At 27.9% G+C, this 15,254-nt stretch carries 12 protein-coding genes; 8 read left to right on the plus strand and 4 right to left on the minus strand.

The features are described 5' to 3' along the window. Positions 1-26 precede the first annotated feature (26 nt). Positions 27-1,763 (minus strand): ATP-dependent metallopeptidase FtsH/Yme1/Tma family protein, encoded by a 1,737-nt coding sequence (locus tag LQK79_RS11780; RefSeq protein WP_231016688.1) that lies wholly within the window; start codon positions 1,761-1,763, stop codon positions 27-29. 171 nt (positions 1,764-1,934) lie between these two features. On the opposite strand from LQK79_RS11780, the gene LQK79_RS11785 reads away from it, so the two are divergent. From LQK79_RS11785 to LQK79_RS11810, 6 genes are all read left to right on the plus strand, one after another. Continuing rightward, a complete protein-coding gene (locus LQK79_RS11785; RefSeq protein WP_231016689.1) occupies positions 1,935-2,876 on the plus strand; it encodes a YkvA family protein in 942 nt (313 codons plus the stop codon). A gap of 68 nt (positions 2,877-2,944) precedes the next feature. Beyond that, positions 2,945-3,115 carry a YtxH domain-containing protein gene (locus LQK79_RS11790; protein ID WP_157055774.1) on the plus strand — a complete coding sequence of 57 codons (171 nt, stop codon included), beginning with the start codon at positions 2,945-2,947 and terminating at the stop codon, positions 3,113-3,115. A 242-nt stretch (positions 3,116-3,357) separates the two neighbouring features. After that, positions 3,358-4,662 carry a helix-turn-helix domain-containing protein gene (locus tag LQK79_RS11795; protein ID WP_053242725.1) on the plus strand — a complete coding sequence of 435 codons (1,305 nt, stop codon included), beginning with the start codon at positions 3,358-3,360 and terminating at the stop codon, positions 4,660-4,662. A gap of 22 nt (positions 4,663-4,684) precedes the next feature. Further along, positions 4,685-5,941 (plus strand): helix-turn-helix domain-containing protein, encoded by a 1,257-nt coding sequence (locus tag LQK79_RS11800; protein ID WP_053242724.1) that lies wholly within the window; start codon positions 4,685-4,687, stop codon positions 5,939-5,941. A 120-nt stretch (positions 5,942-6,061) separates the two neighbouring features. Then, positions 6,062-8,659 carry an ATP-dependent chaperone ClpB gene (clpB, locus tag LQK79_RS11805; protein WP_231016690.1) on the plus strand — a complete coding sequence of 866 codons (2,598 nt, stop codon included), beginning with the start codon at positions 6,062-6,064 and terminating at the stop codon, positions 8,657-8,659. A 105-nt stretch (positions 8,660-8,764) separates the two neighbouring features. Next, a complete protein-coding gene (locus tag LQK79_RS11810; protein WP_407928531.1) occupies positions 8,765-9,556 on the plus strand; it encodes a polysaccharide deacetylase family protein in 792 nt (263 codons plus the stop codon). A gap of 121 nt (positions 9,557-9,677) precedes the next feature. Here LQK79_RS11810 and LQK79_RS11815 read toward each other — a convergent pair whose 3' ends face one another. From LQK79_RS11815 to LQK79_RS11825, 3 genes are all read right to left on the minus strand, one after another. Next, positions 9,678-10,400, minus strand: coding sequence for a type 1 glutamine amidotransferase (locus tag LQK79_RS11815; RefSeq protein ID WP_231016692.1), 723 nt, complete (start codon positions 10,398-10,400; stop codon positions 9,678-9,680). 11 nt (positions 10,401-10,411) lie between these two features. Further along, entirely contained in the window at positions 10,412-11,767 is a 1,356-nt protein-coding gene (locus tag LQK79_RS11820; RefSeq protein WP_231016693.1) for a Mur ligase family protein, read from the minus strand. 91 nt (positions 11,768-11,858) lie between these two features. Further along, entirely contained in the window at positions 11,859-12,848 is a 990-nt protein-coding gene (locus tag LQK79_RS11825) for a YitT family protein (protein WP_331000673.1), read from the minus strand. 229 nt (positions 12,849-13,077) lie between these two features. On the opposite strand from LQK79_RS11825, the gene LQK79_RS11830 reads away from it, so the two are divergent. Both LQK79_RS11830 and LQK79_RS11835 read left to right on the plus strand, forming a co-directional pair. Then, positions 13,078-13,986 (plus strand): undecaprenyl-diphosphate phosphatase, encoded by a 909-nt coding sequence (locus tag LQK79_RS11830; RefSeq protein WP_053242722.1) that lies wholly within the window; start codon positions 13,078-13,080, stop codon positions 13,984-13,986. Positions 13,987-14,345: 359 nt separating this feature from the next. After that, complete coding sequence (locus tag LQK79_RS11835) at positions 14,346-14,792, plus strand: hypothetical protein (protein ID WP_053242721.1); 447 nt, start codon at positions 14,346-14,348, stop codon at positions 14,790-14,792. Positions 14,793-15,254 lie beyond the last annotated feature (462 nt).

Consider the following 15,254-nt stretch of genomic DNA (forward strand, 5'->3'; position numbering starts at 1 on the left):
TAAAGTCTTTCACTTAATTAAGGGTTTTATAATAATTTTTGTATATCATTTTCGTACATGGTTTCATTTTCAAGCAGTGCGTTTGTAAAGTTCTCGAGTAAGTCTTTATTTTCAAGCAGCAGTTTTTTTGTTTTATCATATAAATTTTCCACTGTTGTTTTACATTCCTCAATAACTGAGTTTGAAACAGAATAGTTAATTTCGTATAACTCATCAATATTTAAAAGACCTAAACTTGTTCCCATACCATATTTTGTAATCATATTTGTAATCATATTTGTGCTTTGTTTTAAATCGTTATAGGCACCTGTGGTTATATTATTATTTCCAAATATAATCTCTTCGGCAGCACGTCCACCCAGCAAAACCATAATTCTTTTTATTATATAATCCTTATTTTGGTACATTTTATCTTCAGGAATACTTAAAGTATATCCACCGGCCCCTTTAGTACTTGGTATTATAGTTACCTTTGATATTTTTTCTTGTGGAAGAAGCTTTAAAGAGACAATAGAATGTCCAACCTCGTGATAGGCTGTTATTTTTCTATCAGTATCACTTATATAATCTCTGCTAATTTTTTCATGACCAGCTATAACTATTGAAAAAGCTTTTTCAAAGTGAATATTTTCAATATAATCACTATTTTCTTTACAAGCAAGAATAGCAGCTTCGTTTACTAGGTTTTCAAGTTTTGCTCCTGAAAAATAGGCTGTTTTTTTTGCAAGATCATCTAAATTTATATTATTTACAGGCTTATTTTTCATATGAAGCCTCAATATTTTCTTTCTAGCCGATATATCTGGAAGAGATACTTCTATATGTCTATCAAATCTTCCAGGTCTTAAAAGAGCTGAATCAAGTATATCAAGTCTATTTGTTGCTGCAATAACAACAATACCTTGTTTTTCATTAAAACCTGACATTTCCGTTAAAAGAGCATTTAAAGTTTGATCTCTTTCTTCTGAACCACCAGATTTTCCACCATCTCTTTTTTTACCTATCGCATCTATTTCATCTATAAAAATAACAGCACGTCCATGAAGTCTTGCTTTTTTAAATAATTGTCTTATTCTACTAGCTCCAACACCAACATAAATCTGTACGAAATCTGAACCGGACATAGCGTAGAAAGGTACATTAGCTTCGCCGGCTACGGCTTTTGCAAGAAGTGTTTTACCAGTTCCAGGTTCACCATATAATATTATTCCCTTTGGCATTCTTGCACCGTATGAATAGTATTTTTCAGGATTTTTTAAAAAATCAATAACATCCTTCACATTTTCCTTTGCTTCTTCATTACCAGCTACACTTTCAAAATTAACATCAACGTTTTTTACTTCATCAGTATCAAGAGCATCTACTGCAAATATTTTTTTTGAGGTTAACTTAGAGGATTTCAAAACAATAGCTATAAGTGTTAATACTGATAGAACTAAAGCAGTAGTTGGTATAATATCAACAGCGGATATAGGTGCTTGCTCTGAAACTTCAATTCCTGAATTTAATAAGACTTCCTTAAATGCAGCATTTCTTGGATTATCGGTGATGTAGCTTGTTCCATTTTTTAGTTTAACGGTTATATTTGGCGAATTTGTTAAATAAACTTTTGAAACTTTTTTACTTATCATATCATTTTGAAATTTGTAATAGTTTACATAATTATTATCTTTATAATAAACATTAGATATTACCATAAGAAAAATAGAAATTATAGAAACAAATAAAGGTATTAATATATATTTGTTTTTAAAAAACTTCATAAATACACCTCCGTACAAGTTTGGTTTACATAATACATTATATACTCACATAGAGGTATATGTCTATTGGAAAATGTAGTTAAAAAATCGTTGTAATATGCACTTTACTAATTTGCCTTATAAACTTATACTTTTATTAGGGTAATCGAAATTTTTATTAGGGGGGAAGTTATGAAGGTATCAAGCATCATAGCAAAGATAAGTGAAAATGATATTTTAGAAATAATTGATGAATATGTTGATGTTAAAGGATTGAATATACAAAAGATATATATTAAAGATATTTTAATTGTGCATGGTACGTATACTAAGGGTATAAAAGTTCCATTTAGGGTTGAATTTGGGTTTGGCTCAGTAAGAAACAATACTATTATGGCTAAAATATTAAAAATACAGGTTTCTAAACTTGGTCTGAGTGTTGATATATTGACTTATTTTATCAATAAAGTGCTTAAAAGCTTAAAAGATATAGGGATTGATTTTAAAAGGGATAATATATATATAGATATTGACATCTTATCTAAAATAATACCATTTGTGTATTTTAAAATTAATTACATAAAAGCTTATAGTGGATATTTAGAGATAGAAGCTGAAAATATAATATACGTTAAGGAAAAAAAGGTTGAAAATATATGCAAGGAAAATAGTGATGATAAAATAAAAAAAATAGTTGATGGATATACAAAGTTAAGAAAAAATATATGTGATAAAGTTCCTAAGAAATACGAAAAATTTGTTGAATATTTTATGATTTTACCAGATTTAATAGTTCTTCTTGGACGGTTGATGAAGGATAATAGAGTTGAAATTAAAACGAAGATAATAATAGGGGGCACAATTGCATATTTGGCATCACCTATTGAAATAATAGCTGATGTTATACCTGTTATAGGGCAAATAGATGATATTAGTTTAACATTTTTTGCTTTAGATAGAATTGTAAATGAAGTTCCAGAAAAGGTTATAATTGAAAATTGGCAGGGAAGCGAGGATATAATTTGTAAAATTAAAGATGGAACTAAATTTATATTTAATAATATTGGGACAAGCAATACTGTTAAGATCTTAAAATATATAGCTTCTATGAAACGTAAAAGTAATAAAAAATAATGTTTAATAAAAAAAAAAATGCACATTATATAATTAGATTAAAATTTATATATAAGGAGTGTGTTGTTATGAGATTTTTAAGAGGTATTACAGCAGGGGCAGTAATTGGAGCAGTGGCAGGAATGCTAATAATGCCACAATTAAGTTGGAATACGAGAAGGAAATTTGGTAGATCAGGTAGAATGATAAGAAATACAGCAGAGGACTTAATGGGCTCTATGAGAAGTTGGAGCAAGTAAGTAGAATTTAAGTATTTAATATAATAATTTAATATAGTTATTTTAATATGTAAATAAAATTCAAGATAGCTAAATATTATCTTGAATTTTATTAAAATAATAATTAATTTTTAATTCTTATTAAAAAAAATATGCTATAATTGAGTAAAAGTAGAAAAAAATAAACTTTATATAAATAAGTTGGACTTAAATGTAAAATGTTTGGATAACTTTTAAATATATATTGCAAAGGAAGATATATTATGGAGATATTATCATTAGGAGAAAAAATAAAGACTAGAAGAAAACAACTCGGCATGACTCTTAAGGATTTAGCAGGTGATAGAATAACACCAGGTCAAATAAGCCTTGTAGAATCTGGTAAATCAAATCCAAGTATGGATTTACTTGAATATCTTGCAAGTACTCTTAGTACTTCAGTAGAATACTTGATGGAAACAGAGGAGACACAGGCAGAAAAAATTTGCACTTACTATGAAAATACTGCAGAGGCTTATATACTGAATGATGAATATGAGAAAGCTGAAGGATATCTTGAAAAGGCTATGTATTATGCAGAAAACTATAAAATTGAGTATAGAAAAGCTGAAATTTTGTATTTGCATGGTTGCATTAATATGAATAAAAAAGAATTAGGATTGGCACAACAATATTTCCTTTCATCAAATGTTATATTTATAAAGTTAAACTGTCATGAACAAATTGTGAATACATTTATAAAACTTGGGAAAATTGCCCTTTGCTTGAAAGCATACAATTCTTCTTGTAGTTATTTTGAGCAGGCAGAACAAGTATTTAATAGCAATAATATAAGTAATGATTTTTTAATAGGGGAAATTTATTATTCTATGGCTATGATATATTTTAGAATGGATTATATAGATAAATCTATTAATTATTGTATGCTTGCAAAAGAAAAATTCAATCAACTTGAAAATAAAAAAGAATATGCTAAAACTTTAATTCTTTTATCTAAACAATATTCTGAAAAAGGTGATCTTGATAATGCAATAATGTATTCAAAAAAATCTTTGAAAGTATTTAAAGAAAATGATCAAAATATATTTATAGGAGAGATTGAAAATAATTTGGGAAAATTATTTGCCGAATTTGAAAATATGGAAGAGTCTTTTGAACACCTTAAAAGGGCTAAAGAAATTAGAAGTAAAATTAAAGGACATGCTTTAATAGAGACTTTGAGCAATATTTGTGAGAATTATATAAAACTTAAAGATACGCAGAATTCACAAAAAGTCCTTGATGAAATAGGAGAAGCTGTAGATAGTAGTAATCCATCAGATATGCTTAAATATTACATGCTCATATATAGGGTTAATCTTATGAATAAAAATTATAGTGAAGCCGAAAATATACTATCTATCGCGTTAAATTATGCGGAAAATATGGAACTAGATAAAGAGGCAGCTGAAATTTCTTTGATTATGGGAAAACACTATATAGATAATTGTAATGATGTAGAAGCTGCTAAATACTTAAATAAAGGTATGGAAAAATTAATTAAAATAGGCATATTAAAAGACTTATAATTAGATAGGTGAGTGAAGTTACATGGAAATATTGTCTGTTGGAGAAAAAATAAAGAGGGCAAGAATATACAAAAGGTTGACTTTAAAAGATATATGTAATGAAAAAATATCTGTATCTAAAATGAGTTGTATAGAGAATGGTAAAATAGATCCAGATGATTATATACTTGAATTTTTATCAAAGAAACTTGACGTAAGTATTGATTATCTTAAATATGACACTAAAAAGCAGTTTATGGATAACTTAAAAAAGTTTGGAGACATTGAAAAAGCTAAAAAAGAAGAATATTTAAAATACAATATGTATTATGCTAATCAATACAAATATCATGATATAGCTTTTGAATTCTTACATATTTTGTTTAACTATTATCTTGATAATAATAAAATAGATTCAACTAGAGAATTATCATCGGAGTATTATGACATATGCAGGAAAACTAAAGCGAATAATGCTAAACTTATATATTATATGGATATGGGAAGATATTTATTTTGTAGTGAAGAGTATTCACAGTCTGCTAATTATTATAGAATAATAAATAATTATATAGAACAAAATAAAATTAAAGAAAATGATATAAAAATAAAATCAATTTATTATGAAGCTCAAGCGTATATAATGCTTGGTAGTTATAATAAAGCTTATAAAATTGCAAAAAAACTTATTGATTATGTTGATGAAGCAAAAAGTGATTTAGAAAGGGCGAAAATATATAATATTAATTTATTTTTATCTGTAAAAATGGATGATATAAATTTCTTCAAATTTAAAAGAGATGGAGAAAAATATTTTGAAATTAATTCTAAAGTTAAAGCTCAATTTATGTACAACCATGGCATAAAATTGCTTAAAGAAGATAAGATCGATGAGGCTAAAGAGCTTATAACTAATGCAATGAGGTTATTTCCTAATAACGGAAATATAAAATATTCTTATTTTATTACTGATCTTATAAATAACTTAATAAATTCAAAAGATGTAACAAAGTATGAAAGTTTATGTGATGAAATTTTAAATTATTCTATTGATATAAATAACTATTTAATAATAGAAAATGCATATTATTTAAAAGCTAAGATATTTGATAAGATTGGAAATAAGATTTCCTTTGAGATGTGTATGAGCCTTTCATTAGATTTTTTGCTTAAGTTAAATAATAACGAGAGACTGTATAATAGATATTTAGAAATGGGAAAACTGTATGCAGACATTAATAATATAAAAGAATCAATTAAATACTTTAATCTTGCAATTAAGTTAAGTAAAAAAATATAACTAAAAAATTATTATTATGAAAACTACCTTATATATTTCAAAGTTGTTTTTTTTAGAGAACTAAGAAATTTGTATAAGGTTAAAAGTTTTAGTAGATAAATTTATAAGGAGAGTGGAAGTATGAATGTTGAGAAATTAACAGTTAAAGTTCAAGAGGCTATAAATGAGGCACAGGTAATTGCTATAAAATTTAATCACCAACAAATAGATACAATCCACCTTTTTATGGCTATCATATCTCAAGATGATGGACTTATACCAAATATATTTGAGAAGATGGGTATTAATTCAAAAGCAGTTAAAGATGATACTGAAAGAGAACTTAATAAAATGCCAAAGATACTTGGAGAAGGGGCTAGAAATTCTTCTTTATATGTAACTAGGAAGTTTGAAGAGGTTTTTGTAAGTGCAGAAAAGATAGCAGATGACTTTAAAGATTCTTATGTAAGTACAGAGCATATTATACTTGCGCTTATGGAAACTGATGATTCAGTGGTAGGAAAAGTATTAAAGAGAAATAATATAGAAAAAAAAGAATTTTTAAGTGCACTTGCAAGTGTGAGGGGAAATCAAAGAGTAGATTCAAAAGAACCTGAGGTTACTTATGATGCACTTAAGAAATATGGAAGAAATCTCGTTGAAGAAGCTAAAAAGCATAAACTTGATCCTGTTATAGGTAGAGATGAAGAAATAAGAAGGGTAATAAGGATTATATCGAGAAGAACAAAAAATAATCCAGTTCTAATAGGTGAACCTGGTGTTGGTAAAACTGCAATTGTAGAAGGTCTTGCTGAAAGAATTGTAAGAGGAGATGTGCCGGAAGGCCTTAAAAATAAAATTGTGTTTTCTCTCGACATGGGTTCATTAATAGCAGGAGCAAAATACAGGGGAGAGTTTGAAGAAAGATTAAAGGCTGTTCTTAAAGAAGTTCAAAAAAGTGAAGGAAAAATAATACTCTTTATAGATGAAATTCATACAATAGTTGGTGCAGGAAAGACAGAAGGGGCTATGGATGCAGGAAATCTTATAAAACCTATGCTTGCAAGAGGTGAACTTCACTGTATAGGTGCCACTACTTTTGATGAATATAGAAAATATATAGAAAAAGATAAGGCACTTGAAAGAAGATTTCAAACAGTAATAGTTGATGAACCTACGGTGGAAGATGCAATATCCATATTAAGAGGGCTTAAGGAGAGATTTGAAATTCACCATGGTGTTAGAATACATGACAGTGCAATAATTGCAGCTGCAAAACTCTCAGATAGATATATAACGGAAAGATTTTTGCCAGATAAAGCTATAGATCTTATTGATGAAGCAGGTTCAATGATAAGGATGGAAATAGATAGTATGCCTACTGAACTTGATATGCTTAAGCGGAAGATATTTCAGATGGAAATAGAAAAGGAAGCACTTACTAAAGAAAATGATATAGCTTCTAAGGAAAGGCTTAAGATTCTAGAAAAAGATCTTAGTGATTTTAAGGAAAAGGATAAAGCAATGACTGCAAAATACGAAAAGGAAAAAAGCCAAATTGAGGAAGTAAAAGAACTTAAGACAAAACTCGATGATGTAAAAGGGCAAATTGAAAAGGCTGAAAGAGATTATGACCTTAATAGAGCAGCTGAACTTAAGTATGGTGAACTTCCTAAGCTTCAGAAGCTGGTAGAAGAAAAAGAAAGTATTATAAAAGATAAAAATGAAAATGCTATGCTTAAAGAAGAAGTAACTGAAAACGAAATTTCTGAAATAGTATCAAAGTGGACAGGAATTCCAGTTTCAAGGCTTGTAGAAGGAGAAAGGAAAAAGCTTGTAAGATTAGAAAGTGAACTTAAAAAGAGGGTAATAGGACAGGATGAAGCTGTTACAGCGGTATCAAATGCAGTAATAAGAGCTAGAGCAGGTTTAAAGGATATAAAAAGACCGATTGGATCATTCATATTTCTTGGACCTACAGGTGTTGGAAAAACTGAACTTGCTAAAACACTTGCGAGAACTCTTTTTGATAGTGAAGAAAATATAATAAGAATAGATATGTCTGAATACATGGAGAAATACTCTGTATCAAGGCTTATAGGAGCGCCTCCAGGGTATGTAGGTTATGAAGAAGGTGGCCAGCTTACTGAAGCTGTTAGAAGAAAGCCATATAGTGTAGTTTTATTTGATGAAATAGAAAAAGCCCATGATGATGTTTTTAATATATTTTTACAAATCCTTGATGATGGAAGACTTACAGATAACAAGGGAAAAACTATTGACTTTAAAAATTGTATAATTATAATGACATCTAATATAGGAAGTAGCAATCTTCTTTTAAATAAAAATAGTTCATTTGTAGATAGAGAAATAAAAGATAAAGTAATGAATGAGCTTAAGTTAAGATTTAAACCAGAATTCTTAAATAGACTTGATGATATAATTATGTTTAAGCCACTTACTAATAATGAAATAGGAAAAATTATAGATATTTTTCTTGTTGATATTTTAAAAAGATTAAAAGAGAAAAATATGAGTTTAACAGTAACAGAAAAGGCAAAAGAACTTATGGAACAGGAAGCATATGATCCTTTGTATGGAGCAAGGCCGTTAAAAAGATATATAGAAAATACTATTGAAACTGAAATAGCAAAAAAGATAATAAGTGGAGAATTTTATGATGGGATGAATATATGTGTTGATGCATCGAATGGTAATATAAATATAAATAGCATATGAATTGAGCTTATATACAGTTTATGTAGAAGGTAGTTTTAATTACCTTCTATTTTTTTTGTAAAAAAGCATAAGATACAAATAGTTAATTAAATACTACTAAAGAGGGTGTATTTATTGAATAAAGGAAAAGTTAGTGGCTTTATATGCGTTATATTAATTGTTTTGAATATTATGTGTTACAACGTATATGCTGAAGTTTTGGTAGAACCACAAAATAATGTTAATAGGTGTAAGCAAAAGGTTGCATTTTTAACTTTTGATGATGGACCTTGTGTAAATAACACTGAAAAGATAGTCAATGTTTTAAAAGAAAATAACATAAAGGCTAGTTTTTTTATTGTTGGTCAAAAAGCGGAAGAAAATCCAAAGGCAATGAAAGCACTTGTAGATAGCGGCATGTGTTTAATGCCTCACACTTATTCACATGATTATAAGATATATAAGTCATCAAACGATTATTTTGCTGATCTTAATAAATGTATGGAAACCATACAAAAGTTTACTGGAAGTAGAAAATTTAATTATATTAGAATACCTGGTGGTTCAGATAATTTAGTTTGTAATAGAAATGTTTTAAGCAATATAAGAACGAACCTCATAAAACATGGTGTATATTATGTAGATTGGAATATTTGCTCTGGAGATGCAGAAGCTCATTATGTTCCTAAAAGTAAAATAATAAATAATGTAAAAACGCAATGCAGTGATCAAAATATAATAGTAATACTTATGCATGATGCCTATTATAAAAAGACAACAGTTGAGTCCCTTCCTGAGATAATAAAATATATAAAAGATAAAGGATATACTTTTAAAACTTTTGATGATATAAATGAGAGCGAAAAAAATGAACTTATCAGAACAAGGGTTATAGATAAAAAGCAAAAAATGGATTAGGAATATGCCACAATAAAGATAAATACTGCAAAACAAAATAAGTGAAGGTTTTGACGATGCTTTGCACGTCAAAACTCTTCACCATTAGCTTTTTTGCATTCTTTTTAGGGAAAAAAATTAGTTATTTTTTCCCTCTTTTTATTATGAATTCTTTAGCTTTTTCTTCAAGAGTGTCATCTAAAGGTTCAAGATTTATACTTCCATATTTTCTTTCAAGTGCTGTTTGTATAAGCCTATCTGCAAGTTCTGGATTCTTAGAAAGAAGAGAACCATGGAAATAAGTACAGTAAGTGTTTTTATAAATACAGCCTTCGTAACCATCAGAACCGTTATTTCCATATCCTACAATTACTTTTCCAAATGGCTTTAAATCATTTATATAGGTTCTGCCAGAGTGATTCTCAAAACCAACATATATTTCCTTAAAATCTTCATTTTCTATTACAGTATTTCCTATAAATCTAGTTGAGCCACCATCAGTTTGTATATTAAGTATTCCAACACCATCAAGTTTTTCACCATCAGGAGTAGTATAATATTTTCCTAGAAGTTGGTATCCTCCACAAATTGCCAAAAACACTTTTCCACTATTTATGTACTCGCTTATAGCAAACTTTTTAGTTTGAATAAGATTGTCTGAAACTATTGATTGCTCATAATCTTGTCCGCCTCCAAAAAATGTTATATCATAGTTATTGCCTTCAAATTTATCTTTGAGGGATACGTTAAAAATATTTACTTTTATATTTCTCTTTTCAGCTCTGTATTTTAAAATTCGTATGTTTCCTATATCACCATATACATTTAATAAATCGGGATACAGATGGCATATGTTGAGTTCCAATATTATCACCTCTACCAAAGTTTTTTAATAAAGCCTTTTGAATAAAGAAATTTTCTAAAGTCTATCATAGCAGTATAAGTTGCAAGAACATATATTATGTCGCCATTGCAGTTTTTTAGTTCGTTAAGTAATTCATCAAAGGTTTGAGACATGGTAAAGCTTTTTTCGTCAAGACCAGCAGTTTTTAATCTTACCCCCATATCATAAAGTCTTATACCAGAAATCATAATTTTATCTAAATTTAAAGATTTCAAACTTTCAAAATTTACATCCCAAATCCAGGATACATCACGTCCATCAGCATAGTTGTCATTTAAAAATACAGTTAAGTCTATTTTTCTTTTATCTAGGGCTATAGTTTTTATAGCCTCATCATATCCAGCGGGATTTTTTACGAGAATTATTTTAACATCCTTACCGTTTATGTTTATAGATTCCTGTCTTCCAAAACTACTTTTTGAACTTTTTAAAGCGTTAAATATTATTGAATTATCTACTTTAAGCGTTTTAGCGACAGAATATGCACAAAGACCGTTATATATATTATAAGCACCAGGTTGATTAAGATAAAAGTCATTACCATTTATGGATATTAAAGAACCAGATGGGTCCAAATCTTTAATTTTATCAATATAGTAATCTAATTCTGGTCTTTTGTAACCACAGTTTTCGCAATAAAATTTACCTAGGTGATTGTAAGTTATAAATTCATATTTATATGGATGCTTACACTTTTTGCAGAACTTTGCATCGGCATTTATACCTATTGTATTGTCAGAATTTATAGCACAATCAAAACCATAATAAACTTTAGGGTTAGGAACATCTAAATCTCCAAGTAAGGATTCATCCCCATTTAAAACTAGGGTTGTATTAGGAACTTTTTTAACACCTTCCATTATCTTAGAAAGAGTTGTATAAACTTCACCATATCTATCAAGTTGATCTCTAAATAAATTAGTTATTACAATTATTTTAGGCTCTACATATTCTGTAAGAAATTTAAGATTTGCTTCATCTATTTCTATTACAGCATATTTTTCTAAATTATTTTTAAAACTGAAATGTTCAACAAAACAGGATGTTATTCCAGGTTTTAAATTAGCACCAGTATTATTTGTTATAACATTTTTGCCAGCGTCATTTAATATACTGTAAATTAAATTAGTAGTGGTGGTTTTACCATTTGTTCCTGTAATAAAAATTATATTATACCCTTTAGTTATTGTAGAGAGAATATTTTTGTCTAATTTTAAGGCTACTCTACCAGGAAAATTAGTTCCACCCTTAAAAAGAACTTTTGATAATTTAATAATAATTTTAGAGATAATAATACTGAAAAAGCTTTTAACGTTAATTTTAAACACCTCCAATGAATAATATTATAATACATATTTTCAATATTTACATCTAATATGAAATAAATAATATGAAATAAAAAAGTGCAAGAATATAATCTTACACTGAAAATGTACTTTGTTTATAATTGCCAAGTATATCATTAACAGGCGAAACTGTGATGAAGGCCGTTGGTTCTATTTCTTTAAGTAAGAGCCTTAAGGCTGAAAGTTGATACTTCTGTATAACCACATATAAAACTTTTTTATTTAAATGAGAGTAGCCGCCAACTGCATCAAGTTTTGTTACTCCTCTATTTAACTTAATATTTATAGATGAAGTGATCTCTTCTGATTTATTGCAAATTATAAAACATTGTCTTGAAGAAGAAAAACCTTCTTGAATAGTATCTATAGTTTTTGAACGTATAAAACTCATTATAAGGGCATAAAGAACAGATTGAGGCCCTAAAACAATTCCAACAAATATATATACTATAATATCTTGATACAGCATTATTTTTGAAAGAGGAATAGATCTAGTCCTGTTTTTTATCATTTTTGCACATATATCAAGGCCTCCAGTTGAACCGCCTCCCATAAAAATCATTGACATGCCTATTCCAGAAACGACTCCACAGAATATTGCAGAAGTTAGTTTGTCTGAAGTTGGTATAAAATGATAGTTTGAAAAGTGTAAATTCATATAATCTATTAACATTGAGGAAATGATTACTATAAATGCACTTTTTATTGCAAAATTTTTTCCAAGCAATCTAAACCCAAATAAAAAAAGAGGTACGTTTAGTATTATTGTTGTAATACCTATTTTAAAATTAAAAAGATGGTTTAAAGATAAGCATATACCTAAAATACCACCAGTACCTATTTTTGAAGGTGTTAGAAGTATACTTGCATATATAGAAAATAGAATACACCCACAGGTTAAAAATAAATATTTTTTTAGAATAGTGGTAAAAAGTTCATCTTTATAAAGTTGTGATAATTTATGAATGGTAATCATCCCCCATAATATTAGATAATAATGTTTTATATTCACATAAATTTTAATTTGAAAGAAAAAATTCATATTACTATGGTATAGTAGCATAGTAATGGCAATACTTGCAAATATAAATTTATATTTCTTAACAAATTTATATAATGTTATCAATATAAATGAGCAAAATTTTATATTATGCGCGGAAGATTAGTTTACTGCAATATAAATTAGTTACTATTTTATTAATTTTTAAATAAAATATTGAATGAGTACTATTACATAGTATAATTAATTTGTTATGTATAAAATAATGATCGTAAAGGGGGAGTAATGAATAATGTACATAAATTTGATTTTTATATTTAAAACTATACTTGAAGGTATAATTGAAGGTATAACTGAATTTCTGCCAATATCTTCAACAGGTCATATGATAATACTTGGAAGTATTATAGGATTTAAAGGGGGAGCTAATCCAGCAAAATTATATACTAAAGGTTATATAGATATGTTTACAGTTATAATTCAACTTGGTGCTATACTTGCAATTGTTGTTTTGTATTGGGATAAGATAATATCAACCCTTAAACCTTCTAATATATTTCCAAGTTTGGAAAAAGCCAATGGTGATAGTAGAAGCTATTTTTCAAGAATGTATGACATGCCAGGATTTAATTTCTGGTTTAAGATTGTAATTGCATGTATTCCGGCTGGAATTCTTGGTGTATTGTTTAATGAAAAAATTGAAGGATTGCTCTTTAAGCCTGCACCTGTAGCTTTGGCACTTATATTTGGTGCAGTATGGATGATATATGCTGAGAAGAAATATAGAAAAAATTTAAAAGTTAAGAGAGTAGATGATATAACACTTAGACAAGCACTTATCATAGGATGTTTTCAGTGTCTTGCAGTGTTATGGCCTGGAATGTCAAGGTCGGCTTCAACTATAATTGGAGCATGGATAATTGGAGTTTCTACTGTAGCTGGCGCTGAGTTCTCATTTTTCTTAGCCATACCAATTATGGTAGGAGCATCTGCGGTTTCGCTTATTAAAAGTAAAATTATTTTATCAAGCATGCAGATCATAGGGCTAGGCGTTGGATTTATAGTTGCATTTATAGTTGCATTATATGTAGTAGAAGGATTTATAGGTTTCTTAAAGAAAAAACCTATGAGAGTTTTTGCTATATATAGGCTGTTTCTTGGAATAGCAGTTCTAATATTAGGATTTGCAAAACTAATATAGGAGGTTGTGAAAAAAGGTATTCTATAGGTTTTGCTACACCGCGCATAAAGCATTATTAGCGGTCCGTAAAAAAGAATACCTATATTTTCACGTGCTCCTATAGATGAACAACAAGAACATAAGAATTCAAAATTTTAAGTTTTATATATAAGAGTCTAGAAGAGTTTATGTATCTTCTAGATTTTTTTATTGCAGATAAGTAATTTTAAAATTCAACTAATTTATTGAAGTATATTTTATATAAAAAATGAGAATATTATATATTTGAAAGGCTATGTTTTAAAGAAGTATAAAAATAAACACTTACTTAAAATAAAGCTATTTAAAAAGATAGAAAATGTCAATCGAGGTGTTTAAAGATGAAGGCTGAAGAAATAATTGAAAGTGCAGTTAAGGAAGGAAAATGGATACAAAATGATATAGGCGGAAATAGAATTCAATGTTTTAAATTAGTAAAAGATGAGAATAAACTCATGGTAATTATTATATCCGATAAATTACAATGTCCTATATCCTCTACAGTTGAAAAGATAATGGTAATGGATAAAGGTATAGTATTGTTTTATGATGGACAGTATTATGAGAGAGTAGAGGAAAAAGAATATAACTTGTATAAAAAATATATAACTGAAGATGAGTGGACTATTATACTTAATAGTCATCCAGTTGAAAATTTAATTAAAAAAGATTTAGTAAGTGATAGAAGTGGAATTTACGTTGATGTTCATGAGAGTATAGAGGATTATATAAGTAGGAAATACAATAAAAAGGACACAGATGAATTAAATTATATCTATAACAGTTAATAATTATAACATAAACATTTCCTAGAGTATCAATATAAAAAAAAGTAAGAAAAAACGAGAAAAATGGAATATTATTCACATAAGTTAGTTTAATTAGTAAAAACAAATAAGTAAATCAGAAAAAACGTGATATCATATTAAATGTCATCGCGAGATGATGGTGATTAATGAGTTGTGAAAAAACATTTAAAAAGATGTTGACAGAGCAAGTTAAACATGATATTATAAGTAAGCTGTCTGATGGCAGTATATTGAACTTTGAAAATTAAACAGAGAAGAGATAATGAACCAGCAATTCTTTTGAATAGAAGAAATTCTATTTAATATATAAAGCGATGAGCTTAGGAATACAGCAAGTCATTGTATATAAGTAATGATGAGAAAGTTTTGGGAAAGACGAGGAAATAAAATAGGTTAATAACTATTTATTAGCGTGTTTTGTTGACGAAGTATTGCACAAAA

The sequence above is a fragment of the Clostridium guangxiense genome (assembly GCF_021043395.1).
Classification (GTDB): Bacteria; Bacillota; Clostridia; order Clostridiales; family Clostridiaceae; genus Clostridium_S; species Clostridium_S guangxiense.

Coding starts and splice junctions, on each gene's coding strand:
- LQK79_RS11825 (WP_331000673.1), bottom strand. CDS start 12,848: ATGCTACTATACCATAGTAATATGAATTTTTTCTTTCAAATTAAAATT.
- LQK79_RS11800 (WP_053242724.1), top strand. CDS start 4,685: ATGGAAATATTGTCTGTTGGAGAAAAAATAAAGAGGGCAAGAATATAC.
- LQK79_RS11785 (WP_231016689.1), top strand. CDS start 1,935: ATGAAGGTATCAAGCATCATAGCAAAGATAAGTGAAAATGATATTTTA.
- LQK79_RS11790 (WP_157055774.1), top strand. CDS start 2,945: ATGAGATTTTTAAGAGGTATTACAGCAGGGGCAGTAATTGGAGCAGTG.
- LQK79_RS11795 (WP_053242725.1), top strand. CDS start 3,358: ATGGAGATATTATCATTAGGAGAAAAAATAAAGACTAGAAGAAAACAA.
- LQK79_RS11780 (WP_231016688.1), bottom strand. CDS start 1,763: ATGAAGTTTTTTAAAAACAAATATATATTAATACCTTTATTTGTTTCT.
- LQK79_RS11835 (WP_053242721.1), top strand. CDS start 14,346: ATGAAGGCTGAAGAAATAATTGAAAGTGCAGTTAAGGAAGGAAAATGG.
- clpB (WP_231016690.1), top strand. CDS start 6,062: ATGAATGTTGAGAAATTAACAGTTAAAGTTCAAGAGGCTATAAATGAG.
- LQK79_RS11830 (WP_053242722.1), top strand. CDS start 13,078: ATGTACATAAATTTGATTTTTATATTTAAAACTATACTTGAAGGTATA.